Source organism: Flavobacterium sp. (assembly GCF_035292545.1).
In the GTDB taxonomy this organism is placed as follows: Bacteria; Bacteroidota; Bacteroidia; order Flavobacteriales; family Flavobacteriaceae; genus Flavobacterium.
On the sequence record NZ_DATDPV010000014.1, the window covers coordinates 1 to 26882 of the forward strand.

27 protein-coding genes are annotated in these 26882 nt (G+C 33.5%); 12 read left to right on the forward strand and 15 right to left on the reverse strand.

The genetic code is table 11. The features are described from left to right. The 4 genes from ahcY to VI621_RS01820 form a co-directional block, all read left to right on the forward strand. Window positions 1-1165 (forward strand): adenosylhomocysteinase (ahcY, locus tag VI621_RS01805; RefSeq protein ID WP_324216684.1); only part of this gene is annotated, 1165 nt, incomplete at its 5' end. A gap of 240 nt (window positions 1166-1405) precedes the next feature. Then, window positions 1406-3730 carry a patatin-like phospholipase family protein gene (locus VI621_RS01810; protein ID WP_324216685.1) on the forward strand — a complete coding sequence of 775 codons (2325 nt, stop codon included), beginning with the start codon at window positions 1406-1408 and terminating at the stop codon, window positions 3728-3730. Window positions 3731-4164: 434 nt separating this feature from the next. After that, complete coding sequence (locus VI621_RS01815) at window positions 4165-4749, forward strand: hypothetical protein (RefSeq protein ID WP_324216686.1); 585 nt, start codon at window positions 4165-4167, stop codon at window positions 4747-4749. A 291-nt stretch (window positions 4750-5040) separates the two neighbouring features. After that, window positions 5041-5403 (forward strand): hypothetical protein, encoded by a 363-nt coding sequence (locus tag VI621_RS01820; RefSeq protein ID WP_324216687.1) that lies wholly within the window; start codon window positions 5041-5043, stop codon window positions 5401-5403. A gap of 65 nt (window positions 5404-5468) precedes the next feature. Here the strand turns inward: VI621_RS01820 and rpmA are convergent, their stop codons facing one another. Together rpmA and rplU are read right to left on the reverse strand one after the other, a co-directional pair. Then, on the reverse strand, window positions 5469-5729 hold the full coding sequence (gene rpmA / locus VI621_RS01825) for a 50S ribosomal protein L27 (protein WP_126743342.1): 261 nt from the start codon (window positions 5727-5729) through the stop codon (window positions 5469-5471). A gap of 30 nt (window positions 5730-5759) precedes the next feature. Further along, a complete protein-coding gene (rplU, locus tag VI621_RS01830) occupies window positions 5760-6386 on the reverse strand; it encodes a 50S ribosomal protein L21 (RefSeq protein WP_324216688.1) in 627 nt (208 codons plus the stop codon). A 264-nt stretch (window positions 6387-6650) separates the two neighbouring features. Here rplU and VI621_RS01835 point away from each other — a divergent pair, with 264 nt between their 5' ends. Beyond that, window positions 6651-7979, forward strand: a complete 1329-nt coding sequence (locus VI621_RS01835) for a pitrilysin family protein (RefSeq protein ID WP_324216689.1) — start codon at window positions 6651-6653, stop codon at window positions 7977-7979. Between the two features lie 13 nt (window positions 7980-7992). Beyond that, window positions 7993-10035, forward strand: coding sequence for an insulinase family protein (locus VI621_RS01840; protein ID WP_324216690.1), 2043 nt, complete (start codon window positions 7993-7995; stop codon window positions 10033-10035). A gap of 48 nt (window positions 10036-10083) precedes the next feature. Here the strand turns inward: VI621_RS01840 and VI621_RS01845 are convergent, their stop codons facing one another. After that, the gene (locus tag VI621_RS01845) at window positions 10084-10950 is read right to left on the reverse strand and encodes a DMT family transporter (protein ID WP_324216691.1); all 867 of its coding nucleotides are present in this window, start codon (window positions 10948-10950) and stop codon (window positions 10084-10086) included. Window positions 10951-11072: 122 nt separating this feature from the next. Here VI621_RS01845 and VI621_RS01850 point away from each other — a divergent pair, with 122 nt between their 5' ends. Next, on the forward strand, window positions 11073-11465 hold the full coding sequence (locus VI621_RS01850) for a heavy-metal-associated domain-containing protein (protein WP_324216692.1): 393 nt from the start codon (window positions 11073-11075) through the stop codon (window positions 11463-11465). Window positions 11466-11534: 69 nt separating this feature from the next. On the opposite strand, the gene gldD is transcribed toward VI621_RS01850, so the two are convergent. The 4 genes from gldD to mutY are packed head-to-tail and all read right to left on the reverse strand — an operon-like array spanning window position 11535 to window position 14961. Continuing rightward, on the reverse strand, window positions 11535-12098 hold the full coding sequence (gene gldD / locus VI621_RS01855) for a gliding motility lipoprotein GldD (protein WP_324216693.1): 564 nt from the start codon (window positions 12096-12098) through the stop codon (window positions 11535-11537). 7 nt (window positions 12099-12105) lie between these two features. Beyond that, window positions 12106-13407, reverse strand: a complete 1302-nt coding sequence (locus VI621_RS01860; RefSeq protein WP_324216694.1) for a gliding motility-associated protein GldE — start codon at window positions 13405-13407, stop codon at window positions 12106-12108. 23 nt (window positions 13408-13430) lie between these two features. Continuing rightward, window positions 13431-13871 carry a single-stranded DNA-binding protein gene (locus VI621_RS01865; RefSeq protein WP_324216695.1) on the reverse strand — a complete coding sequence of 147 codons (441 nt, stop codon included), beginning with the start codon at window positions 13869-13871 and terminating at the stop codon, window positions 13431-13433. 46 nt (window positions 13872-13917) lie between these two features. Then, complete coding sequence (gene mutY, locus VI621_RS01870) at window positions 13918-14961, reverse strand: A/G-specific adenine glycosylase (RefSeq protein ID WP_324216696.1); 1044 nt, start codon at window positions 14959-14961, stop codon at window positions 13918-13920. Between the two features lie 132 nt (window positions 14962-15093). On the opposite strand from mutY, the gene VI621_RS01875 reads away from it, so the two are divergent. Beyond that, window positions 15094-15384, forward strand: coding sequence for an HU family DNA-binding protein (locus tag VI621_RS01875; protein ID WP_126743351.1), 291 nt, complete (start codon window positions 15094-15096; stop codon window positions 15382-15384). A gap of 401 nt (window positions 15385-15785) precedes the next feature. Beyond that, complete coding sequence (locus VI621_RS01880; RefSeq protein WP_324216697.1) at window positions 15786-17330, forward strand: ribonuclease E/G; 1545 nt, start codon at window positions 15786-15788, stop codon at window positions 17328-17330. Window positions 17331-17377: 47 nt separating this feature from the next. On the opposite strand, the gene VI621_RS01885 is transcribed toward VI621_RS01880, so the two are convergent. The 7 genes from VI621_RS01885 to VI621_RS01915 all read right to left on the reverse strand — a co-directional run bounded on the left by VI621_RS01885 (window position 17378) and on the right by VI621_RS01915 (window position 22098). Next, entirely contained in the window at window positions 17378-17821 is a 444-nt protein-coding gene (locus VI621_RS01885) for a nucleoside deaminase (protein WP_324216698.1), read from the reverse strand. A gap of 212 nt (window positions 17822-18033) precedes the next feature. Next, the gene (locus VI621_RS01890) at window positions 18034-18342 is read right to left on the reverse strand and encodes a helix-turn-helix transcriptional regulator (protein ID WP_324216699.1); all 309 of its coding nucleotides are present in this window, start codon (window positions 18340-18342) and stop codon (window positions 18034-18036) included. 4 nt (window positions 18343-18346) lie between these two features. After that, window positions 18347-18688 carry a type II toxin-antitoxin system RelE/ParE family toxin gene (locus VI621_RS01895; RefSeq protein WP_324216700.1) on the reverse strand — a complete coding sequence of 114 codons (342 nt, stop codon included), beginning with the start codon at window positions 18686-18688 and terminating at the stop codon, window positions 18347-18349. A gap of 109 nt (window positions 18689-18797) precedes the next feature. Further along, on the reverse strand, window positions 18798-19961 hold the full coding sequence (locus VI621_RS01900; RefSeq protein WP_324216701.1) for a hypothetical protein: 1164 nt from the start codon (window positions 19959-19961) through the stop codon (window positions 18798-18800). An 18-nt stretch (window positions 19962-19979) separates the two neighbouring features. Further along, complete coding sequence (locus VI621_RS01905) at window positions 19980-20435, reverse strand: hypothetical protein (protein ID WP_324216702.1); 456 nt, start codon at window positions 20433-20435, stop codon at window positions 19980-19982. A gap of 12 nt (window positions 20436-20447) precedes the next feature. Continuing rightward, window positions 20448-21569: a hypothetical protein gene (locus VI621_RS01910; protein WP_324216703.1), complete on the reverse strand. Its 1122-nt coding sequence runs from the start codon at window positions 21567-21569 to the stop codon at window positions 20448-20450. Between the two features lie 67 nt (window positions 21570-21636). Further along, window positions 21637-22098: a hypothetical protein gene (locus VI621_RS01915; protein WP_324216704.1), complete on the reverse strand. Its 462-nt coding sequence runs from the start codon at window positions 22096-22098 to the stop codon at window positions 21637-21639. A 483-nt stretch (window positions 22099-22581) separates the two neighbouring features. Here VI621_RS01915 and VI621_RS01920 point away from each other — a divergent pair, with 483 nt between their 5' ends. The 3 genes from VI621_RS01920 (at window position 22582) to VI621_RS01930 (ending at window position 26254) form a co-directional block, all read left to right on the forward strand. Beyond that, complete coding sequence (locus VI621_RS01920; protein WP_324216705.1) at window positions 22582-24276, forward strand: AraC family transcriptional regulator; 1695 nt, start codon at window positions 22582-22584, stop codon at window positions 24274-24276. Between the two features lie 103 nt (window positions 24277-24379). After that, on the forward strand, window positions 24380-24529 hold the full coding sequence (locus VI621_RS01925) for a hypothetical protein (protein WP_324216706.1): 150 nt from the start codon (window positions 24380-24382) through the stop codon (window positions 24527-24529). Between the two features lie 63 nt (window positions 24530-24592). Beyond that, entirely contained in the window at window positions 24593-26254 is a 1662-nt protein-coding gene (locus VI621_RS01930; protein ID WP_324216707.1) for a S8 family serine peptidase, read from the forward strand. 116 nt (window positions 26255-26370) lie between these two features. On the opposite strand, the gene VI621_RS01935 is transcribed toward VI621_RS01930, so the two are convergent. Next, window positions 26371-26814 (reverse strand): nucleoside deaminase, encoded by a 444-nt coding sequence (locus VI621_RS01935; protein WP_324216708.1) that lies wholly within the window; start codon window positions 26812-26814, stop codon window positions 26371-26373. Window positions 26815-26882 lie beyond the last annotated feature (68 nt).

A 26882-nucleotide genomic window follows, 5' to 3' on the forward strand; every position in this document is an offset into this window, starting at 1 on the left:
GGCTCGTATTGCAGGATGTTTGCACATGACGATCCAGACTGCAGTTTTGATTGAAACATTGATCGCTTTGGGTGCTGAAGTGACTTGGAGTTCTTGCAACATTTTCTCTACTCAGGACCAGGCTGCTGCTGCGATTGCTGCTGCAGGAATTCAGGTTTATGCCTGGAAAGGTTTGAATGAGGAAGATTTTGACTGGTGTATCGAGCAAACTTTATTCTTTGGCGAAGACAGACAACCCTTGAACATGATTTTGGATGATGGTGGAGATTTGACCAATATGGTTATTGACCGTTACCCGGAATTGGTTGCCGGAATCAAAGGTTTATCTGAAGAAACTACTACTGGGGTTCACAGACTTTACGAAAGAGTAAAAGCTGGAACGTTACCAATGCCTGCAATTAACGTTAATGATTCGGTTACTAAATCGAAATTTGACAATAAATATGGTTGTAAAGAATCAGCTGTTGATGCAGTTCGTCGTGCAACTGATGTTATGCTTGCTGCAAAAAGAGTAATCGTTTGCGGTTACGGTGATGTGGGTAAAGGAACTGCCGCTTCTTTTAGAGGTGCTGGATCTATTGTTACCGTTACCGAAATTGACCCAATTTGTGCGCTTCAGGCGGCAATGGACGGTTTTGAAGTTAAAAAATTAGATACAGTTATCGAAACTGCTGATATTATCATTACTACTACTGGAAATAAAGATATCGTTTTGGGTTCTCATTTCGAAAAAATGAAAGACAAAACTATCGTTTGTAACATCGGGCATTTTGATAACGAAATTGACATGGCTTGGTTGAACAAAAACCACGGTGCGTCTAAAATCGAAATCAAACCACAAGTTGATAAATATACGATTGCAGGAAAAGACATTTTGATTTTGGCTGAAGGTCGTTTGGTAAACTTAGGTTGTGCAACAGGTCACCCAAGTTTTGTAATGAGTAATTCCTTTACAAACCAGACTTTGGCTCAAATCGAATTGTGGAAAAACAGCGCGGCGTATAACAATGACGTTTACATGTTACCAAAACATTTAGATGAAAAAGTAGCTTTCTTGCACTTGGCAAAATTAGGTGTTGAATTGGAAGTTTTACGTAAAGACCAAGCAGACTATATTGGCGTTCCTGTTGATGGACCGTTTAAACCGGAATATTACAGATACTAGTCTGAAATTAGATTTTTAGATAATTGGATTTTTAGAACCCTTGCAGTCCCCAAGTTTCGGGGAGCGAGGGTTTTTTATTTTTCATGCTTAATGACAACAACAATTACCAACTCTTAAGAAATGCACCTTCATCAAACACATGTGCTGTACAAAAATATAGTATGTTTGTAAATCAATTAACATTTTTTCTAGAGGTAAAATACTTCCCCTATTTCTAAATATTATCAAATTCTACTACTTTTGAAAAAAACAGTTTCTTTATTCGTCCTATTACTTTCACTAACACTTACTCAGATTATTTTTGCCCAAGAAAAAAAACCTAAAGTGGTTTTGGTTTTAAGCGGTGGCGGTGCCAAAGGATTAGCGCATATTCCTCTTTTACAAGCTTTAGACTCCTTGCACATTGTTCCTGATCTTATCGTTGGAAACAGTATGGGAAGCGTTATCGGAGGTATGTATGCAATGGGATATTCTGGTGACAGTATTCAAAAAATAACCAAAAACATCGATTGGGACAAACTACTCGGAGGAAACATGTCTGTGAAAAGTGTGAGTGTGGAGGAAAAAAGTGAGTTTCAAAGATATTTGGTTGGAATAGGAATCAAAGACGGAAAACCAACAAGCGTAAGTTCTCTATTAAACGATCAATATTTAAGAGAATTTCTTACAGAATTGACCTTTCCTGTCTATAATGTCAAAGATTTTGATAATCTTTCCATTCCCTTTAGAGCAATGGCTACAGATGTTGTATATGGCAAGGAAGTCATTCTTGGCACAGGAAATTTAGCTTTTGCCATGAGATCGAGTATGTCTTTACCGGCGGTTTTTAAAACCATGCCGTATGAAAAAACGCTGCTGGTTGACGGAGGAGTAATGAATAATTTTCCAACCGATATTGCAAAAAAAATGGGTGCCGACATCATAATTGGCAGTGATGTAGGAGGTGGAATGGAACCAATAGATAAATTGGATAGCTTTATCGCTGTACTGATGCAAACCAGCATGTTTCCCAGTAATATCAAGGATCCAGAAAATCGTAAACTATGTGACATCTTAGTGGATCACTTGCCTAACTTGAGATTTTCCACAACTGATTTCACAAAAAGCAACGAAATTTACAAAGATGGTACAATTGCAACCAATCTAAATCTGGACGCATTAGCAGCTTTAGCAGAAAAATTAAAAGGATTCAAACAACGAACTCACGAACTGCCAACGGTTTCTACCGAATTTGTCATTGATACTATCGTTTATAAAAATATCAGCAAGGAAAATCTTCCTCTTGTTATTGCCCGAACAAATATCAAAACGCAAACAAAATATACCACTAAAGATTTAACAGCAGGCATTAATGGCGCCATGGGCACCAATCTTTTTAACCAAATCACCTACAGTTATTTCGTTCACGACGGAGACAAATTAGGATTACTATTAAACGGATTAGAATTTCCTAAAAACCAAGTTAATGCATCCCTTCATTACGACACTTATAGAGGAGTTGGATTAATTCTTAATTATAATGCCAGAAACGTTCTGGCCGAATCTTCCCGCCTTATTGCTACTGCGGATATCGCAGAACAACCAAAAATAAGAATAGATTTTCAGAAAAATTTCGGAAAAAAGAAAGACTGGTGGTGGGCAACGGAGCTCTATGGTGCATTGCTGCAGCAGGAAATTTTTGTAGATGGAAAATCGGCGGATAATATGTTGTACAATGCTTTCGAATTCAATAATGAAGTAAACCGAAATTTGAATTCACTGAACAGTTATCTTGGATTTGGATTAAACTATAGTTACACTGTGGTGAAACCTAAAAATGATCCCGATATAAATGATAATGTACTATCTCTTAACAACTATAATTTTGGCAATTTAGAAGTAAATGCACATTATTTACGCAATGGGATGGATAAAGTTTTTTTTGCAACAAATGGAACAATTTTAAAAGCAAATATAAATCGTTCACTGCGCAATGACATTAACATAGCTTTTACAGAAACGGATTCAACCGATTTTTCGGGGTCAACAAATAGCTTCACTAAAGTAGGATTCGCATTTGAAAAAAGAGTACAATTAAAAAAGAAGATTACTGGCATAATAGGATTTGATGCTAATTTTATTTTTCAAGACAAGCCAAAAGGTAATGAAGGTTCTTTTTCTAATTATGGCTATGCTGCAAAATATTTTCTTGGAGGCTTTATTCCAAGTTCCGGTAGTAATCGTTTTGTATTCCCAGGTATGCATGAGGACGAGCTGAGTGTTACTCAATTTATGTCTATAAAACTTGGCGTACAATTGAATCCCTTGGGTAAATTTTACCTGACTCCACATTTCAATATCGCTTCCGTTGGCTTTGGCAACTTTAACGAATACGTAGATGATGCTTTAAATGCAAAAGGAAATTGGGATGACAATAAAGAAACAAGTTTATTGATGTCAGGCGGGGCTGCAATCTCCTATCTTTCCATTTTAGGCCCTATTCATTTTGACACCTCATGGATAAACAATATTGACAAAGTTAGATTGTTTTTTAGCGTGGGATTTTCATTCAATCCGTCTAATTAGAGCAACTAACTTACTCGTCTGGAATTAACCAATTTGATTATACTGGTGTTCTAGTTGAAGGACCATTCAAACCGGGATATTACAGATACTAGTCTAAAATTAGATTATTGGATTTTTAGAACCCTTGCAGCAATGTGAGGTTTTTTTGTTTGGGCGTGACCTCGTTACAGTACTTTTTGCGTTTAAGCAGAAATTTAGGTTTGCAATGAGGTCGGGCTATTCGTTGCAATCTTTCTCTCCACTTCGTTACGAAAAAGGATTTTCACTGCTATCCCTCACGCGGGCATGTTAGGATAATCCGGCGAAAAAACAATCATATTAATAAAATATTATTTATGGTTATACAATTATAAACTTATATTTGAAATCGGAAAAAGAACAAGATCATCTTTTATCAAATGCTAATACCAATTTTTACCTAAAACCCAAGAATTATGAAAACAAAGCTTATTTTAACCGCATTAGCCTTATTGCCAATCCTCGCCACTGCACAATACAATATGAATACGGTAAATCGTTCAATGCAAATGCAACAGCAACAAGCAAGAAATATGAACCAACAAATGAATAATATGAATCAAAAATGGGCTAGTGATCGACAAGCGTATATGCAACAGCAGCAAATGCGAAACATGATGTCCCACTCCCTAAATAAAATTGAAATTGCAGAAAACAAATTATCAAAAGAAGAAAGAAATAGAAAGAAACTAGAAGAAAAGGCAGAAAAATTTAATACTGATTTAAAGACAAAACAGGATGAATTGGCTATTCTTGAAAACAAATCAAAAAACATTAATGATCTTGAACTTCAAAAAAGTATTGAAAAAATAAAAAAAGAAGTTTCCAAAGTTGAAGAAAAACTAGATGCGAAAAACAACGAAATAGAAACTTCATCAAACAAAATACAACAATACAAAAATGAAGTTGAGGCCAGCAAATTAGAAAAAGAGAAGCTTGAGAAAAAAAATGAAGAAGAGAGACGGTTAAAAAAAGAGGCAAAAGAATTGAAGAAAAAGTAGCTACATAATAAAGCAACCAATAATCTATTTCTATAGGAAATATTACTGAGCTAATACAAAGCTTTCCCTCATCAAAACCTTTGTAATAAAATGGATTTAGTTCAGTTTTAAACTAAGAATTTGTAGACTGAATCATTAAACTTTAAACTAAACAAAAACCTTTTCAAAAGAAATTGGTTTTGTAATAATAAAAATCCGACGAAAGGAGGAATCTCAATTTAAGATTTTCAGAACCCTTGCAGAAATGTGAGGGTTTTTTTATACATTTATAAAAACTTAAAATTGTATAAAATGAAAAAGATAATATTACCCTTGGCACTTTGCGGATTGTTATTCAATGCCTGTAAAAAAGAAGTCACGGTAGAAACAACGGACGTTAACAACGACACGACAACCGTGGTAACCACCACGAAAGTTTCCCCCGATGTCGATTGGAGCACCCGTATGCAAACAGCACAAGAAAAATTAAACGCTGCCAAAGAAAATTTGAAAGAAGCCGTAGCCAAAGGCGATAAAAAAGCGGAAGAAGCAGCACAAAAAACGGCTGACGAAGCGGAATCAGTATGGAATAAAATCAAGTCCGAAGCAAATGAAGCAAGAGACAGCGCCAAAGTAAAATACAATGAGGCGTTAGAAAAAGCCAAAGCTGAATAAACCCAAAACAAAAAAACCCGTTTCTTTCGAAACGGGTTTTTTAATATCAAAAAAATCGTAATTCCTTATGCTTCGAATGGAAGAATAGAAACGTATGATTTATTTTCACCTTTTTTCTGGAACTTAACCACTCCATCAACTCTAGCATGTAGCGTATGATCTTTACCCATGTAAACATTTTCACCTGGATTGTGTTTTGAACCTCTTTGTCTTACGATGATGTTCCCGGCGATAGCAGCTTGACCACCAAAAATCTTAACGCCTAAACGTTTTGATTCTGATTCTCTACCATTCTTGGAACTACCGACACCTTTCTTGTGAGCCATGACGTATAATTTTTATTTTGTTAATATTAATTAAACAGCTTTACCACCGTTTAATTCATCTTGTAATTTTTTCAATTCGTCCATTTTACCATCCGCAGCCAATTGAGCTTGTTGCGCCCAAGTAGTAGGATCTAAATGTGTCAAAGTTGAGCTGGCGTTTGTTAAAATCTCTTTAACTGCCTCTGGAGTCATCTTCGCTAATTTAGCAAAAGTATCCACTTTAGCTTCAACAAGAGCTTCTGCAGCTTTAGGTCCAATTCCTTCAATCAAAGCCAAATCATCCGCTTTTTTTGCTGTTTTCGGAGCTGCTTTTTCAGCTTTTGGAGCTGCTTTTTTAGTACCACCAGTCGCGCTGATTCCTTCTATTACAATTTGAGTAAGATACTGACGGTGTCCGTTTCTCTTTTTGTAACCTTTTCTTCTTTTCTTTTTGAAAACGATTACTTTATCTCCTTTTAAGTGTTGTAACACTTTAGCTTCTACAGAAGCACCTTCTATAGCTGGGGCGCCTAAAGTGATTGTACCGTTATCATCTAACAAAAGAACTTTGTCGAAAGAAATTTTCGAACCTTCTTCACTTGCCAAACGATTAACATAAACCTTTAGATCTTTGCTAACTTTAAATTGATGCCCTGCTATCTCTACGATTGCGTACATAAACAATGATATTTAGTTAATTTTTAAGGTTGCAAATATACAACTTAATATTTATTCTGCAATTACTTCGTCAAAAAAATAATTTTTATTGAAAATCAACCTTTTAAAGTTAGTTTTTGGCATTTAATATTGATTTGAAAATGTTAAAATCTGTTAAATTAAATTAGATAAACACAATATGATTAAAAAAAAGTATTTTTGATGTAACAAAACGCCGTTTTAAAATACCAATTCGGTAAAATCAACCAAAATTATTAATCTTTTATGAAAAATTCATTAATGGCTTTAAGTTCAATGCTTATGCTTGGCAGTGTTGCTTCAGCACAAAAAGTAGCTTTTGAAGAATACAATTTAGACAATGGAATGCATGTTATTTTGCATAACGATTCGTCGGCTCCAGTAGTAATAACCTCAGTAATGTACCATGTAGGATCAAAAGATGAAAACCCGGAAAGAACTGGTTTCGCACATTTTTTTGAACATTTATTATTCGAAGGAACCGCTAATATCAAACGTGGCGAATGGTTCAAAATCGTTACTTCAAACGGTGGAACTAACAACGCCAATACTTCTGATGACAGAACGTATTATTATGAAGTATTCCCATCGAACAATTTAGAATTGGCATTATGGATGGAATCAGAACGATTAATGCATCCTGTAATCAACCAAATTGGTGTTGACACTCAAAACGAAGTGGTAAAAGAAGAAAAACGTCTTCGCGTTGACAATCAGCCTTACGGAAATTTAATCGCAGAGGTTAAGAAAAACATGTTTACCAACCATCCTTATCGTTGGGCAACTATTGGTTCTATGGAACATCTTGATGCTTCAAAATTAGAAGAGTTTCAGGCTTTTAATAAAAAATTCTATGTGCCAAACAATGCAGTACTTGTTGTTGCAGGAGATTTGAGTGATATGGCTAAAACCAAAGAATGGATTCAGAAATATTTTGGCGCTATTCCAAAAGGGGCTGACATAGTAAGAAAAACTTTTGCAGAAGAACCAATTACCAAAACCATAAAAGCTACTTATCAGGATCCAAATATCCAGCTTCCTATGGTTGTTGCATCTTACAGAACGCCATCAATGAAAACACGTGATGCAAGAGTTTTGGACATGATTTCTACCATTTTGAGTGATGGAAAAAGTTCAAGATTATACAAGAAAATTGTAGATGACAAGAAAATGGCATTGCAAATTGGTGCTTTTAGCTACAGTCAGGAAGATTACGGAATGTATATTCTTTACGGAATGCCACAAGGAACAAACACTTCTGAAGGAATCATTAAAGAAGTAGATGAAGAAATTGTTAGATTACAAACGGAATTGCTTTCTGATAAAGAAATGCAAAAACTGAAAAATAAATATGAAAACAATTATGTTAACGGAAACGCCAGCGTAGAGGGAATTGCCGAAAACCTGGCTTCATTCTATTTATTATACGGTGACATCAACTTAATCAATACCGAAATTGACATGTATCGATCAATCACTGCTCAAGAAATCAGAGACATCGCTAAAAAATATTTAAATCCAAACCAAAGATTGATTTTGGATTATGTTCCATCAAAAGACAAAGCTCAAAACTAAGATATTCAGAATCATGAAAAAAACAATTATAGTGTTATCAAGCTTGTTTTTAACCATTATTATGCAAGCACAAGACAGAACTCAGCCAAAACCTGGTCCATCACCAGTAATCAACATCAAGAAACCGGAATCTTTCACACTTCCTAACGGACTAAAAGTTTTGGTAGTAGAAAACCACAAATTACCAAGAGTTTCTTTTAATCTAAGTATCGACAATACGCCTTACGCGCAAAACGATAAAAAAGGGGTTGAAGATTTAACCAGTAGTTTAATTGGTAATGGGAGTAAAAAAATAACCAAAGATGCTTTCAACGAAGAAATTGATTTTCTTGGAGCGGACATCAACTTTTATTCTACAGGAGCTTCGGCGAATTCTCTTTCTAAATATGCCGGAAGAATCCTTGAATTAATGGCTGACGGCGCTTTGAACCCAAATTTTACTCAAGCAGAATTTGATAAAGAAAAAGACAAATTAATCGAAGGATTAAAAACTCAGGAAAAAAGTGTTGCTGCAGTTGCAGGAAGAGTTCAAAATGTTCTTGCCTTTGGAAAAAGCCATCCTTTTGGCGAATTCCTAAGTGAGGAAACCATCAAGAATGTCACTCTTGCTGACGTAATCACAAATTACAATTCGAATTTCGTACCCGAAAATGCTTATTTAGTTATCATTGGAGATGTTAAATTTAAAGATGTCAAAAAAGCGGTTAAAAAACTTTTTGGCTCTTGGGAAAAAGCAACTGCTCCAAATTTGACTTATTCTGAACCTAAGAATGTTCAATATGCTCAAATTAATTTTGTAGATATGCCAAATGCCGTTCAGTCCGAAATTGCTTTGGAGAACACGGTAAACTTAAAAATGAGCGACAAAGATTATTTTGCCGCTATTGTTGCCAATCAAATTTTAGGAGGAGATTTCAACAGTTATTTGAATATGAATCTTCGTGAAGCCCATGGATGGACTTACGGTGCTCGTTCAAGCATTGGGGCAAACAAATATATTTCTACTTTCAAAGCTTCCACACAAGTAAGAAATTCGGTAACTGATAGTGCTGTAGTGGAATTTTTCAAAGAAATCAGAAAAATCAGAACTGAAAAAGTGTCTAATGAGGTTTTAAATGATGTTAAAGCTGGTTACATCGGGAAATTTGTCATGCAAATCGAAAAACCGCAAACTGTTGCAGGTTATGCATTAAGAATTAAAACCCAAGGACTTCCTGAGGATTTTTACGAAAACTACATCAAAAACATCAACGCGGTAACTGCAGAAGATGTTATGGCTGTAGCCAATAAATATTTCCTTGCAGACAATATCAGAGTAGTCATTGTAGGAAAAGGAAGCGAAGTGATTCCTGGTTTGGAAAAATTAAAAATTCCAATGTTTTATTTTGATAAATATGGTAATCCTGTTGAAAAGCCTGTGATGAAAAAAGTTATTCCAAACGGAGTAACTGCAAAAACAGTTTTAGACAATTACATCAATGTGATTGGTGGTGAAAAAATGTTGAAATCCGTTAAATCTTTATACACCATTTCTTCTGGAACCATTCAGGGAACTGCGGTAGAATTGACATCAAAAACAACATCCAGCAACAAATTAGTTAGAGAAATGAAAGCGATGGGAATGTCCATGATGAAACAAGTAGTCAATGAAAAAGGCGCTTACATGGTTCAGCAAGGACAAAGAAAAGATTTATCCGGTGATGAATTAGCAGATATGAAAGCCAGTGCAAATCCTTTTGATGAATTAACCTTATCTAAAAAAACAGGACTTATTCTTGATGGAATTGAAACTGTTAATGGAAGTGACGCTTATGTTATCAAAGACGGAACGTCAACTTTATATTATGATGTGAAATCTGGATTTAAAGTAGCCGAGTCTAAAACCATGGAACAAGGCGGCAAAAAAATGACCCAAACCACTAATTATAGTGATTACAAAGAAGTAAAAGGAATTAAGATTCCATACAAAACGACCTTGAATATTGGCCTTGAATTAGAACTAATCACAACTGATGTAAAAATCAACGAAGGTGTTTCTGATACCGATTTTATTTAATTAAAATAAAACCAAACACTAAAAGGCTATCTGAAAAGGTAGTCTTTTTTATTTCCTGGCAGACAGATAAACCCCAAACAGAATAATAAAAGCGCCTAAAAACTGGATTAAAGAAAGTGATTCATTATCTAACAATCCCCAAAAGAAGGCCACTATAGGAATCAAATACGTTACCGAAGAAGCAAAAATGGGGGAAGACATCTGAATCAATCTAAAGAAAATAATATTTGCTATTCCTGTACCTACAATACCTAAAATTAAAATAAATACGATTGAATGCTGCACTTCTGGTTGTTGCACCACGGCAAAGAAATCGGTAAAAGAAAGCACCAACAAAGCCGGGATAAGTAATATCGTGAAATTTCCCGTGGTAATGCTTAAAGGAGTCAAATCTGACAAGTATTTCTTGATTAAATTCACATTAACTGCATAGCATACAGACGCGATTACTACCAAAATGGCATAATAATAATTCTGCCCCGGATTGTTAATCGCTCCATTAAAAATAAGCAATACACAACCGATTAACCCAACAATTACCCCGAAAAGCTGTCTGCGTTCAAATAATAATCCAAAGGCAAATGCGCCCAAAAGCAAGGTATATAAGGGTGTCAGCGAATTTAAAATCGCACTTACCGAACTATTAATTTCAGTTTGTGCAAACGAGAACAAATACACAGGCAAAAAAGTACCGAAAAAAGCGGTCAATACAATGTACTTCCACTTCCCCAGCGGAATTAAAGCCAGACTTTTCAATCCAATTATCAACAGAAAAACCGCCGCAAAAATAATTCGCAAAGATCCCAATTGAAAAGGTGTCAATGCCACCAAACCTCTTTTTATCAAAATGAAAGAACTTCCCCAAATCAGGGCAAGAACAATCAATAAAAACCACTTTAACTGCTTTGAACTCATAATCGCTTTTTAAAACGTCAAAATTGTAATAATTTTATGAATTACCGCTTCCTTTTTTTGTTATTTTTGTAATCGATTACTAATTAAGTGATTGTCCAACAACAAATTTTAATTTGAATATTATGAACTTTACCAAATCATTTTTGGCTTTAGCCTTGACAAGTGTACTATTTATAAGCTGCAAAGAAACAGCAAGCGAACCAACCTCAGAAGTTTCAACTGAAAATACAGCACCAAAAGAAATAGTTGCTGCCGTAAAACCGGAAACCGCAACTTTCAATATCGAAGGAATGACTTGTGCTATGGGTTGTGCTAAAACAATAGAAAAAGAATTAGCAGGAATGGATGGCGTTCAAAAAGCGACCGTAGATTTTGATAAAAAAACAGCAACCGTAGAATTTGATGCTACAAAACAAACTCCGGAAAAATTGTTTGCAACGGTTGAAGCCGCAGCTGACGGAAAAACTTATAAAGTATCCAATGTAAAAAATACCGCTGATAAAGCAGCACTATAATTCAGCGGAAAGAAACTATTTTTTATAACAGATAGCATACAAAAAAGGAACTCAATTGAGTTCCTTTTTTTATTTCCATTGCAAACTTTCCATCAGGTTTTGCATATCGTTTTTCAGATAACTGGCGGCGGGCATAATCGAATCGAAGTTGGGCTTTGCATAAAAATAAACGGAACCCGCAACAAAATGTTTCGTGCTATCGGTTACATAAAACTGTGTGTTAGTCGCCGCATTTCCCTCTACTTGATAAAACATGCCATACACCTTTTTGGAAGGATTTAAATACGGCTGCTCTAAGATATCATCAGCCTTGATAACGTGTTCGAATGTGAGTTTTTGTGCGTCTCGCAGCAAAGTATTGATATTGTTATTTACTGGTTTATAAGTCAGATAAACCGTAGCTTTCATTTTAGGATAGGTAATCTCGAAATTACAATCTCCTTTTTGTTTGATTACCGCATTCGAATTCATATCAAAAGTAAACGGGCAATCATTTTCAAAATGGGCATATTCTGCCACAGGATAATCCAATCGCAGGTGACTGGAAGGCTTTGGAACCACATCCTTTTTACAGCTAAAAACAGCAAGTACTACTGTTGCCAGAAAAGAAAAAGTCATTATTTTTTTAAGCATTATACTATTATTCAATGGTTACTTTAATTTGTTTTATTCTTTTTTTATCCACCACTTCAATCGAAAACAAGCAGTTACTGAAATCTATTTTTTGACCTTTCTTTGGAAAATTTCCCAGTATTTCCAATATAAATCCTGCCAAAGTTTCGGCTTCTCCTTTTCTAACTTCAAAAAGTGATTCATCGACCGATACAATTCGATAAAAATCTTTTAGATTTATTTTTCCTTCAAAAAGAAAGTTTTTATAATCTATTTGAGAAAAATTAATGTCTTCCCCATCAAATTCATCACTAATATCACCTACAATTTCTTCGATAACATCTTCGAGCGAAACCAATCCTGAAGTTCCGCCATACTCATCAACAACAATAGCCAAATGATTTTTCATGCTTTGAAAATCTTTCAGCAAATTATCGAGTTTTTTATTTTCCGGAACAAAAAAAGGTGTTCTGAGTAAGGTTTTCCAATCAAAATCTTTCTTGTCGATATGCGGAATTAAATCTTTTACAAACAAAACGCCTTCTATATGATCAATATTGTCACGATAAACGGGAATTCTGGAAAAACCTTTTTCGATAATTTTTGGCAAAAGTTCCTCAAAACTTTCATCAATTTCCAATGCAAAAATATCAATTCTTGGGCTCATCACCTGCTTTGTATCGGTATTCCCAAACGAAACTATCCCTTCTAATATTTTTTGTTCTCCTTGTGATGTTCCCTCAGAAGAAGTTAGTTCTAAGGCTTGAGAAAGTTGGTCTACTGAGAAATTAAATTTTTGCTTAGCCAACTTTTCATGCAAAAAAATAGTTATGGCCCGCATCGGCAAACTGATTGGCGAAAGCAATTTATTTAATATTGATAAGGGATTAACAACGAATTTTGCAAACCTGATGTTGTTTCTGCTCGCATATACTTTGGGCAAAACTTCCCCAAATAACAAAATCAGAAAAGTAACCACGACGACTTCAATAGCAAATTTTAAAATCGGGGAAGCAATCGAATGAAATAAGGTTTTACTTATAAAAAAGAACAGAATAATTATTCCAATATTGATGAAATTATTAGCAACAATCAATGTAGCTAATAATTTTTTTGGTTTTTCTAATAAGGAATTAATCAGATGTCCCTTCGAATGATTTTCTTGCGAAACATCGTCCAAATCTTTTTGTGTCAATGAAAAAAAAGCAACTTCTGCACCAGAAACCATTGCTGAAAAGAAAAGCAATACAAAAATTACTATAAAACCAAATAATAATTCAGTGTCTAAAGTCGATAAAAATGCTATGTAACTGGGAGGTTCCGGGTCCAAATTCAATGGGATTAGTTAAACAATCAAAAAGGCAAATCATTCTCTGGTAAAGAGGTGTTTTGCGGGTCAAAGTTAGTGTTTTTTGCTGGCTCAGAAGCAGGAACTTGTCTATTTGCTTCAGTCTCTTTTTTGGTAGTCAAAAATGTAAATTCGGTCACTTGAATCTCTGTCGTATATTTTGTAGAACCGTCTTCCGCTTGCCATTGGCGTGATTTTATTCTTCCTTCCACATATATCTTGTCCCCTTTGGTGAGGTATTTTTCACAAATTTCGGCTGCTTTATTACGCACTACTAAATTATGCCACTCGGTTGTGTTGATTTTTTCGTTTGTCGTTTTATTGATATAGGTTTCATTTGTCGCCAAAGGAAATCGCCCGATACAATTACCGCCATCAAAATAATGCATTTTTACATCATCCCCGAGATAGCCAATCAACATCACTTTATTCAGAGTTCCACTCATTTTAATTCTTAGATTTAGGTAAACTCAAATATACACTTTTTTTAAGTTAGTTCAAAAAATCATTTTCTATGAAATTAAAAATCACAATCGGAAAAGGAAATATTTTTAAGGCTTCATAATCTATACCGTTTTCAACCGTTCCATCTACTTTGATTTTCCAAAATTTAATATGCAAATGCTGGTGCGTAAGTTTATGGATTCGACTTTTTGAATGGAACTCTGCAATGGAATTGATTTCATTATCGAAAGATTGATGCTTTTTTACAGCAGTCACAATGGTATCAAAATCGACTTCACTTTCCGTTTCAATCAAAGGGAATTCGTATAAATTATGCCAAATTCCTTTATTGGTTCTTTTATGAATTATAGTTTTCATATCTTCATCTTCAATTACCAAATAATTAAAAAATCGATTTTTTACTTTTAATTTCTTTGATTTTACTGGCAATAAATGAACTTTCTTTTTTTGCAAAGCCAGGCAACTCCTATTCATTACGCAGTCTTCGCAATTCGGGTTTTTTGGAACACATTGCAGAGCGCCAAATTCCATAATCGCCTGATTGAATAATGCCGGATTATCTTTTGGCATTAATTCGAAAGCCAAAGCAGCAAATTCTTTTTTGGCGGAAGCCAAAGCAATATCGGTTTCCACATCAAAATAACGGGACAGAACCCGAAAAACATTTCCATCCACAACCGGAACCGTTTCATTATAAGAGAAAGAGGCAATTGCCGCGGCAGTGTAGTCGCCAATTCCTTTTAGTTTTAAGAGTTCTTTATAATTGTCAGGAAAAACGCCATTAAGTTCAAAAGCTACATGTTGTGCGGTTTTATGCAAATTTCGGGCTCGGGAATAATAACCCAAACCCTGCCAAAGTTTCAAAACTTGCTCTTCTGAAGCATTTGCGAGGTCAAAAACGGTTGGAAAAGCATTGGTAAAAGAAAAAAAATAAGGCATTCCTTGCGCTACTCGCGTTTGCTGAAGCATAATTTCTGACAGCCAAATAGGATAAGGATTTTGGGTATTTCTCCACGGCAAATCACGTTTGTTTTGTAAATACCATTGGATTAATAAGTTAGAAAAATTCATAATTATATATTGGACAGCAAAAGTAAAAGTTTATATGATTAAATTTTAATTGTTTAAGGTTGATTAATTGTTTTTTAAATTCATATATTTGCAGACCCAAAAAATAGTACAACATTATTAATAAGAAAGAAAATGACGAAAGCAGATATCGTAGCGAAAATTTCAGAAAAATTAGGTCTTGAAAAAGGAGATGTTCAAGCAACAGTAGAAACATTCATGGAAGAGGTTAAAAACTCTTTAGAAACTGGAGACAATGTCTATTTAAGAGGTTTCGGTAGTTTTATTATCAAAACTAGAGCTGAAAAAACAGGTAGAAATATCTCAAAAAATACTACAATAAAAATTCCAGCACACAATATTCCAGCATTTAAGCCAGCAAAGATTTTTGTTGAAGGAGTAAAAACAAATAACGAAACAAAATAATATATTAATCAATAAAAACTACAAGATATGCCAAGTGGTAAAAAAAGAAAGAGACATAAGGTAGCGACTCACAAACGTAAAAAAAGAGCGAGAGCTAACCGTCACAAAAAGAAAAAGTAGTTTAAAACTACTTTTTTCTTTTTTAGAAAATTAAGTTCATTGAAATGGAAACCATTGATTTTAGAATTTAAGATTTAAGATTCGGGATTTATAAAAAACCCTGCTTTCTGCCATCTGCCATCCCAAATTCATTAGTTTCACCGGGTTCAATACCTGTTAAAATATTGTTTAATCCATCCTTACAATTCAGTTATGAGTTCTAAGTTAGGAGTTATGAGTTGTAAAACTGTAAACTGCAAACCTTAAACTTCAAACTAAAAGTCTGGATAAAAATTTACAGTGTGAATAAAGAATTAATCATCAGATCTAGTTCCGAAGCCGTAGATTTTGCCTTATTAAAAGATGGAAAACTAATTGAATTACACAAGGAAGAAGAAAAAAGCAACTTTCAGGTTGGTGATATTTTTATTGCCAAAATCAGAAAACCAGTTGCCGGATTAAATGCCGCTTTTGTACATGTAGGCCACGATAAGGACGCCTTTTTACATTATCACGATTTAGGTCCGAATTTAGCTTCCCAACTGAAATTCATAAAACTTGTAAGCGCAGGTAAAATAAAAGATTTCACCCTAAAAAACTTTCAGTTTGAAAAAGAAATTGACAAAGATGGTACGATCACAGATATTCTGAGTCCCAACCAGTCAATTTTAGTACAAGTCGTCAAAGAACCTATCTCTACCAAAGGCCCAAGAATCAGCTCTGAGCTTTCTCTTGCCGGTAGATTTATTGTTCTCGTTCCGTTCTCTGATCGCGTTTCTATTTCACAAAAAATAGAATCCAAAGAAGAAAAAGATCGTCTTAAACGACTAGTGCAATCGATCAAACCAAAAGGATTTGGCGTTATTGTTCGTACAGTAGCCGAAGGCAAAAAAGTAGCCGAACTAGACAAAGATTTGCAGAACCTGTTAGACAGATGGACTGCAATGTGTAAAAAATTACCAACCGCTCATCATCCTTCAAAAATATTAGGGGAACTCAACAGAGCTTCTTCTATTTTAAGAGATGTATTCAATGATACCTTTAGTGGTATTCATATCGATGATGAAGAGTTGTACAACGAAACCAAGGACTATTTACAAGAAATAGCGCCTTCAAAACAATCAATTGTTAAATTTTATCAATCAAAAGACACTCCTATTTTCGAGAAATATAACATAGAAAGACAAATCAAGACCTCCTTCGGAAAAACCGTATCGATGAGCAAAGGGGCTTACCTTATTATTGAACATACTGAAGCTTTGCACGTTATTGACGTGAACAGCGGAAACCGTTCTAATAAAGCCACCAATCAGGAAGATACAGCCATGGAAGTCAATATGATAGCTGCAGCCGAAATCGCCAGACAATTGCGTCTTCGTGATATGGGCGGTATTATTGTAGTCGATTTTATCGATCTGTCGAATCCCGAAAACAGAAAAGTGCTTTACGATTTCTTGAAAGCAGAAATGAGTGATGATAAAGCGAAACACAAAATCCTGCCTCCGAGTAAATTTGGATTAGTCCAGATTACAAGACAAAGAGTCAGACCAGAAGTAAATATTGAAACCAGGGAAGAAGATCCTAATAATGATAAAGGGGATATTGAAGCTCCAATTTTGATTATCGACAGAATTGCTTCTGATTTAGAAAGAATTATTAAGACCCATCCGGATGCTGTACTTAATGTACATCCATTTGTGGGTGCATACCTTACCAAAGGTTTTCCATCAATACGTTCAAAGTGGTTTTTTGAACATAAAAAATGGGTGAAAATTATACCTCGTGACGCTTACACGTATTTAGAATATCATTTCTTTGACAAAAAAGGAAATGTAATTAAAGATTAAATTTAAAAACTCTTCAAGTAATTGAGGAGTTTTTTTTTGCCAAAAAGTTACTTCCTTCGCTCAGCAAAAAATCGCTTCATCAGGTTTGAAGCTTCCTGTTCTAAAACGCCACCAACCACTTTAGTCTTCGGATGAATTTGGGTTCTCATTTTGATAAAACCGCGTTGTTCATCGCTCGCACCATATACAATTCTGGAAATCTGGCTCCAATACAAAGCACCGGCGCACATCTGGCAAGGCTCGAGTGTGACATAAAGCGTGCATCCCATAAGATATTTCCCGCCAAGGTAATTAGCGGCCGATGTGATGCCCTGCATTTCGGCATGAGCGGTAACGTCATGCAGCATTTCGGTCAGATTATGGGTTCGGGCTATGATTTTATTGTCGATAACGATGACGGCTCCTACAGGGATTTCATCTTTTTCGAAAGCCATTTCGGCTTCCTGCAAAGCTTTTTTCATGAAGTAATTATCGTCGAAAGGATTTTCCATAGTGCAAAAATACAATTTCAATGGAAATATTCGATATGCGTTAGAAGAAGTCCATAGAGCAAATATAAAATTCTAATATGGATTGTCGCGCGACTTCAAGAACTGCTTGAAATTTCCGAATATAAGACGGCTTTTGAAAAAACGGCGTTTTTTTGATAGTTGATGGAACTTAGTGATTTTCGTAATCGCTGTTGGCAAATAACCATTTATATTTATCCAATTATTAAATTTATTTTTTTGCCAAGACCAAACTCAAAAATCCGGTAAAGTGTTGAAAGCTGGATATCACATTTCCCATTTTCAAGTCTTGAAATATAACTTTTTTTAGTTCCGACTTTTGTAGCCAATTGTTCTTGCGTCATTTTTGCCTCACGACGCAACTCTTTTAACATTTCACTTATCACGAAATATTGTGCTTTTTTTTCGAATTCATCTCTTTTATCATTTCCTATTGTCCCATATTCAGTATCTAATAACGCTTCAAAGTTTTTAGTGTTTCTGATTTTTTCATTCTTGTTCATTTTGTCAGTTTTTTGAGTTAAAATATTCTTTTTTAAGTTTTATTGCCAATTCAATTTCGTTTTTTGGTGTTTTCTGTGTCTTTTTTTGAAAAGCATTAAAAAGCACAACTAAATTTCCCTTATCAAAACAGCAGAAAACTCTATAAATATTGCTTTCAAATTCAATTCGTATTTCAAAGAGTCCATCAGTTCCTTCAAGATGTTTCGAAAATTTAGCTGGAATTTTTTGAACGCTATTAATTACTTTAAAAATACATGCAATTTTCTCACGAACCTTTTCATTCTGATCCAAATAAAAGTCTTGAAAATATGTTTTGTAAAATATAATCTGTCTTTCTGAATCCATAGCAAAGTTAACTATAAAGTTATCATTTTTGTAACTAATTTGAAGATTCTTTCACTCTCATTTTTTTACGATTTCTGTCGATGATTGACTAGAGCATAATTTCGGATAACTATTCATATTCATTTACCCCATAAAGAATCTCTTTCATCTTTGAACCGTTAATTTCTACAGGCTTATATGCGGTATTGAATTTATCGATGGCAACTACAATTCCATCTTTCATCTTAAGATATTCTAAAGGAATCTTACTCTCACATTGTTTCTGATTTTCATAACTGTTGAGCATAATATGAAACTTTTGATAAAATTTAGAACCTTGGTCAATAAAACTATTGTATTGCGTAATGAATTGCAACAATCGATCAATAGGAAATTCTAAATTGATCTGCATTTTTTGTGCTTTAGCTGTTTGACCTTGGTCTTTTATAGTCTTATTTAAATTTACTAAATACTGGTTAAGGCTCTCCTTAATAGTATCCCAATCGTCATTGTTTCGGCAGGCTGCTAAAGAGGCATTATATTTCAAAGTCTTTGTGTAATCTACAAACAAACGCTCTAAATCGCTTTTAATTCCTTCATTACTTTTTTGTAAAAAAGCGGTTTCAAAATAAATTGTATTCAAATCATTTTGCATCCGCAGTGTAAAATCCAATATGCACTCCACTTCCTTTAAACTATCTTCTTTTTGTGTTTTTGTAGTGTTTTCATTCGTAAATAATGACACAAACGAATAAATCACCGAAGTATATACATTGCTATTCATCAAGTTCGACATATTGAATCCTGTTTTAGCATCCTTTTTCTGAACTAAAACCTCTTTCATTTTTGCGAATTCCGGATAACTATTGGGATTTGCAATTTTGTTAATCTCATTAAATGTAGTTATCGTTGCAAAATGATGATCTAAAGCCAATACCTTATCATAAAGCAATTTTATAATCTCCAACCCTTTTATATATCTAATTTTGCTGATATCGGCTTGTTCGAGTTTATAGTTTATACTGAGTTCTTGTTTTAGATTTTCTTTTCTGACAAGAAGCTGCACTTGTTCCTGGATAGTTGCTGGGCTATCTAGTCTCTTTATAACTACAACAAGTTCTTTTTGCAAACCAAAATTACGTTGCTTATATTCCAATTTTACTTGTTGCATTTCTTGCATTAATTCTGCCATGATTTGTTCCGCAACCGGATCATTCGGTTTTATTTCCTTAGAAAAAACAGCAGATGAACAAAGAATAAAAATCAGCAATAGAAAATGTATTAATTTGAACATCTTGTTTTAATTTAATGATTAGTTATAAGAAAGTGTGATGGTTACCAAAATTTTTTCTGAAGTGATTTCCATAGGATAATTACCAGCTTTAAGGAGGTTAAATTTATAATTGATTCCCAAATATATGAGGGTTTTCTCGTCAATTATTAAATTGGCTTCCTGAAAAAAAAAGACAGTTTCTTTTTGTGAAATTAGCGCTAACGATTTCCCTACAAGACTTTTCTGTTCGCTTTCTGTGAGTTGGTGTTTATCTATTTCTAAAATAAAACTATTATCCGCTTGATGGGTTGCTACCAATTTAGAAGTACTGATTGCTTTGTTCAAATCGGTTTCTGGAGGAACTTGTATACTGCAAAGTCCAAAGCCTCCGGCACAGGCATGTCCTCTAATGTCGGCATTTATGATTTTTGCTTCAGTTTGGGCAATACAAAGTAATGGCAACAGGAATGTTGCTAGGTGGAATAGATATTTCATTTTGATTAATTTTTAGCTTTTGGCAGGGATGGTTTCTAATTGTAACGTAGCCCAATCTTCAGTCTTGTTAAGTAATATTTGCATTTCGCAAATGTTCGCAGCAGTTACTTTTTGATTATTTATAGAAACAATTTCATCTCCAATATTATACTTGGAAACATTTTCAATACAAAAAGTGACAACCAGTTTTTCATTCTTTTCTCCTGACAATTCTTTCCTTGAAGGAATTTTATAAACAGAATTTAATTTATTTATATTAATGGCTTTGCAATAAACCTTTTTGTTTTTTCTGTCTATTATCCAATTGAATTTTTTGATGAATTGCTGATTCAATATACTTCGTTCTGATGTATTATCTATTCCAACATATTGATTGAAAACCAAATCATCAGACATAGCGAAAACACTTTGATATACATCAATTTTTACAATCATAACCGTGTTATTTACAGCAAGATTTTGTGAAGAAATTGTCGCGACTTTTTCCGGAAGGACTTTATATACACCATTATTAATAAGGATAGCCATTTTATTACCCGTGTCGAATAAAAAATAGTCACTAATTCCGTTTACTTCAATTTTTACAGAAAATTTTCCGGAGATTGGATTAAACGTAGCGTCTAATACTGAATACCCAGATTTGTCAATTTCATTCTCTACAATTTTAATATACCCAATTTCATAGTTTAATTCGATTTGATTTTCAATTTCAGAGAAAAAATTACCTAAAATCCCATCGTATTTATCTTGAGAACAATTTCTTATATTCTCTATTTTTGAGACGTATAAATATTTGTTTTTAGTCGTAAACAAACTTGTTTTTAGAGAATCTACAGAGTATGTTGTAGAGGTAGATAGCGTCTTTTTATCAAAGCCATATATTTTTTTCTGTCTGATAATTTTTTTATCATTCAAATCAAACTTGGCATTATTTATTAAAGTAACACCCGCACCTGTATCAAAAAATAAATTATGATTAATGCCGTTTATATTAACGTTAAAGGCTTCTTTACTATCATCATTAAAGGTTAATTTCTTTTCAGAATTAAATTTTGATTGTTCAGCCATTAATGCTTTATATTCTCTACAGGAGGATAAAAGTATTAAAATTGCTAAGGAAAATGATTTTTTCATTTGTATATTAAAGCGTTAGTATTAAACTATGAAGGGCTCATGTTTGAGCCCTTCAAGAATATTTTTTTTAAGGCTCCCAGATCACTATAATGGTGTCGTTGGTCGGGACCAATATATCTAAAGCTATGTTAGCAACAGCTTCGATTAGATTTTGCCACCATTTTTTCTTTCCAAAAAGATCTGCTGAACTTCCTTGATTTTTAGGGCTTTTTGATAAGTCAATAACAAACCTAGACAAAACTGAATTATCAGACTTTAAAATATCACAATCATCAGTATTGTTGCTTACATATTCGTAAACTTTTTTGAAAAATTCATCTTGTGTAGGTACTGTTGGAGAAGGAATCAACATTGCATCCAAAAAAGCATCATAACTCTGTCCTTTTGTAAAGAATGCTTTTGCTCCATTTACAATTGAAACCATTTGTGTGTTGACAAGGTTTTTTTGAGTTTCGGCAGTAACCGTTTGCCCTAAAGAAGCACTTGAGATCATAACCGTGGCAATTAAGCCGAATAACATTTTTTTCATAACTTTGTTTTTTACTTTTAATTGCAGTCTTACGTATGTCGTCGAAAACATTTTTATAGTAAGGCTGCTTTTTTATGGCGGATTTACTTTGGAACCTATTTACTAACCCACCTTGTAATATAAATAGTTTCTTTCTGATTTATTTTCTCTACCAAAAGCCAGAAAAGTATTTTTAGTAGCATGCGATTTTTTGAGATGGCCAATCTCTGCGTTTAACTCAAACAGATATCTTGTTTTGTTGATGCAAATTAAAGTTAAAAAGAAGCACGGCGCAAACAGTCTATTTATCAATTCATGAATTGATAACTTCCAATTCACGAATTGAAAAAAAACAAAACCACAACAAGCAGTTTATAAATACTTTATGCTTTTTCCTATTCGCAGTATATGGACTAATTCAAATTAAAAAGTTATAATCGATGCACTGATAATGTTAAAAAAACTACTTTTGTTGCTTAAAAATAAAAACTGCTCAAATTCCGTATGAAATATTTTCAAGTTTTAATCTTTATTTTAGCTTTTTTTAAAAGTATTTTATCAGAAGCGCAAAATGAAGTATCCATACCTGATTCACTACAAAAATATTCTTATAATAAATTAAAGCAACAAATAGATAAAGATAATAGCATCCAAAAAAGCACTGTTTTATATAGTAAAGCTTATCTTTTTAAAGCAAAAAAAGAGAATAACTCAAAGGAAATAATTGACGGGTATTTTTATGTTGGGAGAGCATCAAACAATTTTGAATTAAATTTAAAATATGCTGACTCAGCAATTAATATTGCAAAAAATAGAAGAATGGAGGATCTTTCCCTTTTATATTGGATAAAAGGCTGCATATATGATGATGCAAGAAAAACAAAGGAAGCTTTAAATTATTTTTTAGTTGCTAATAAGCATCCCAATTTATCTAAGGATTTAGAAGATAGAATCAATTTTAAAATAGGATCTATAAAAAGTACGCAAGGAAAACATGAAGAAGCAATTTTAATTTACAAAAAATGTGAAGAAAACGCAAGGGTTTCTAAATTTTCAAATTACTTAAGGTACGTATTAGGTTTGAGTGAATTATATCAAAGAATAAATAATACTAAGTTATCTGAAGAGTACGTAAAAAAAGGAATAGCTTATTGCAGAGATTATAAAGATGGGAATTTCTATTTACCTTATTTTGTTTCCAACCGAGGTAAAAATCATTTTCAACGAAAACAATATCAAAAAGCTATAACAGATTTAAAAAATCCACTAGAAGATATTAAAAAAAATAATGACTTTTCAAATTATGCTGAAAACTGTTTCTACATAGGTGAATGTTATAAAAAACTTCATCAGGAAAATCGAGCAATTACATATTATAAAAAAGTAGATTCTATTTTCAACGTAAGAAAAGATATTTATCTATTTACAATTACAGCTTACGATCGTTTGATAAATTATTATAAAAATCAAGCTGATTATAAAAAAGTATTGTACTATTCAGACCAATTTATTAAAGCGGATAAAGTTCTTGATGTCAACTATAAATATATTACTGACAGAATTACTAAAAATTATGATATACAAAAAGTTGTTGCATCAAAACAAAATATAATTACTTCTCTCCGAAAAGATAAAATTCAATTTATAATACTTCTTATGATTCTCTTTTTAGGAATTATAGCATTAATTTATTTATGGCATTTAAACAACATTAAAAAGGAAAATGAACTGCAAAAACAGAAGAAACTATTTGAAGCCTATAAAAAAGAACGAGAACATCAAATAAATATAAATAAAAACCAATTAAAATTTTCTGTAAAAAAACCATCTCTTTCTAATATTGGAGAAAATGTAATTAATCATATTGTTAATTGTCTTGAAAAATTTGAGAATGAGAAATGGTATATAAATAATGAATATACAATCGACTCACTAGCCACAGAGTTTAAGACAAATTCAGGTTATTTATCTAAGGTTATTAATGAAATTAAAAACTATAGTTTTACCCAATACATAAACACACTTCGCATAGAATATATATTAGAAAAATTAGAAACAGATAAAAGGCATTTGAAATATACTATTCAAGCATTATCCGAAATTTCAGGGTTTAATAGCCCTCAAACATTCACGAGAGCATTCATTGCATATACAAAAATGAAACCTTCTTGCTTTATTAAAGAGTTGAAAAACAAATGATTGTAAAAATAAAAGCTATCAATTCATGAATTGATAAAATAAGTATTTGCTTTTTTTTTAAAACCCTTGTAAGTTTGGCACTTAATTTTTAAAATTCTTTAAAATGAAAAAACAAAAACAAAAATCAAGCAACAGTTTATCCAATTTTGAATTGTTTAAACTAAAAAATTTAAAAGCGATTATTGGAGGCACAAACGACGGAGGCATTATCGACCCGCCTGTTGGACCAACAGTTGGAGGAGGAAGACCTTAATTATATTAAAATGGGGTATTCAAATATTTTGAAAACCTCATTTAATTTTTTTCTTTATTATTTATGATAAAATATACATACATCTTTATAATCTTTTTCTGTTTTAATTGTTTTGGACAATCAAAACAGGATTATATTAAAAATCCTACTACTACCTATAGAAATGAATTGCCAATAAATATTAGAGCGCAATGGCAGCATCTCGATATTGAAAAAGATACACTGGCAGGAACAAGTTTAAACAGAGCCTACAAGGAAATTATTAAAAACAAAAAAGGAAAAGAAATCATTGTGGCTGTCATTGATACGGATATTGATATTAACCATGAAGATTTAAAACCAGCCATTTGGATTAATAAAAAGGAAATTCCGCATAACGGTATTGACGACGACAAAAATGGGTACACAGATGATGTAAACGGTTGGAATTTTTTAGGAAATGCCAAAGGAGAAAGTATATCTTATGCGAATATTACACCCATTAGAATTCTTAGAAATCTAAAGAAAAAATACTCCCATTACCCTAACTTCGAAGGGAACATCAAGGATTCTCTTTTGTATGTAAAAACAAAAAATCAATTCAAAAAGGATTTAGAAGATTTAAACGAGTTGAAAAAATATGCGAGTCAAAATTTAAAATCATACAGAGAGAGTTTTAAAAAAGTAGAAGCCCAATTGCATAAAAACAATTTCGAAATAGATGAGATTGATAATTTATATAGAAAGTGTAAAAAAGAAAATGCTTCCCTGACCCAAGAGGTCCTGACGCTAAGAAATTTTATAAGATTAGGTAAAGACTATACAGAATTGATAAATGACAGTATTAAAGTCCAGGATAAATTCAGAACAAGTTACAATGAAGATTATCATGACAGAGCAATTATTGGTGATAACGATTTAGATTTAAAAGATACCCATTACGGAAATAATAATGTGTCAAAAAATGCAAAATGGACTTATCATGGTACTATCGTAAGCGGTGTAATTGGGGCCAATAGAAAAAACAAAATAGGTATTGAAGGATTTAGCGACCAAATTAAAATTATGCCAATCCTGGCAGTGCCTTATGGAGGGTATGAGCATGAAAAAGATATAAATTTAGCTATACATTATGCAGTGGACAATGGTGCCAAAGTGATCAATATGAGCTTTGGCAATACTTCCGGCGATCATACGGATTGGATTAAAGAAGCTTTTTTGTATGCCCAAGAACATGATGTTTTATTAATTGCGGGGGCTGGAAATGATTCGAGCGACAATGACATCAAACCTTTCTACCCTATCGACTATGATGAACAAACAGGTGTTGAATTTTGCGATAACTTTATTAAGGTAGGTGCCATTACACTAGACGGAGATAAATATTTCCTTGCTCATTTTACCAATTACGGTAAAAAAACCGTAGATCTTTTTGCTCCGGGGTATTTTTTAAAAACTACTGATCCTATCGTAGGATATTCTTATCGAGATGGCACATCAATGGCAGGGCCTATTGTTACTGGCGTGGCAGCTTTGATTCGTTCTCACTATCCTAAACTTACTGCAAAACAAGTAAAGAATATTATTTTAGAGTCTGGAGTGGCATATAAATTAGATGTAGTGGTTCCCGGCGAAAAAAACGGCCTGTTAAAACCTTTTACGGAACTTTCAAAATCCGGAAAAGTAGTCAATGCATATAATGCGCTACTCCTGGCTGAAGAAATATCGACAGGAAAGAAAAATTAAAATTCTATTTATAAAGCAATGCAACTTGCAGAGAAACTTAAAAAAACAAGAAATATAATTAAAGATTAAATTTAGCAACTCCTCAAGCAATTGGGGAGTTTTTTTTGGCCCAAAAGTTACTTTCTGCGCTCGGCAAAAAATCGCTTCATCAGTTCTGAAGCTTCATCGGCCAAAACACCGCCCACTACTTTAGTTTTCGGATGAATCTGGGTTCCCATTTTGATAAAACCGCGTTGTTCGTCGCTGGCGCCAAAAACAATTCTGGAAATCTGGCTCCAATACAAAGCTCCGGCGCACATCTGGCAAGGCTCGAGTGTCACGTAAAGCGTACAGCCTATTAAATATTTTCCGCCAAGATAATTCGCGGCTGAGGTAATGCCCTGCATTTCGGCATGGGCAGTAACGTCATGCAGCATTTCGGTCAGGTTATGGGTTCGGGCAATGACTTTGTTGTCGATAACAATGACAGCGCCCACGGGAATTTCGCCTTTCTCGAAAGCCATTTCAGCTTCCTGTAACGCTTTTTTCATGAAGTAACTATCGTCGAAAGGATTTTCCATAAGTGCAAAAATACAATTTCAAGTGGGATATTCAAACTATGTAATAAACCTCAATATTGCTAAATGCT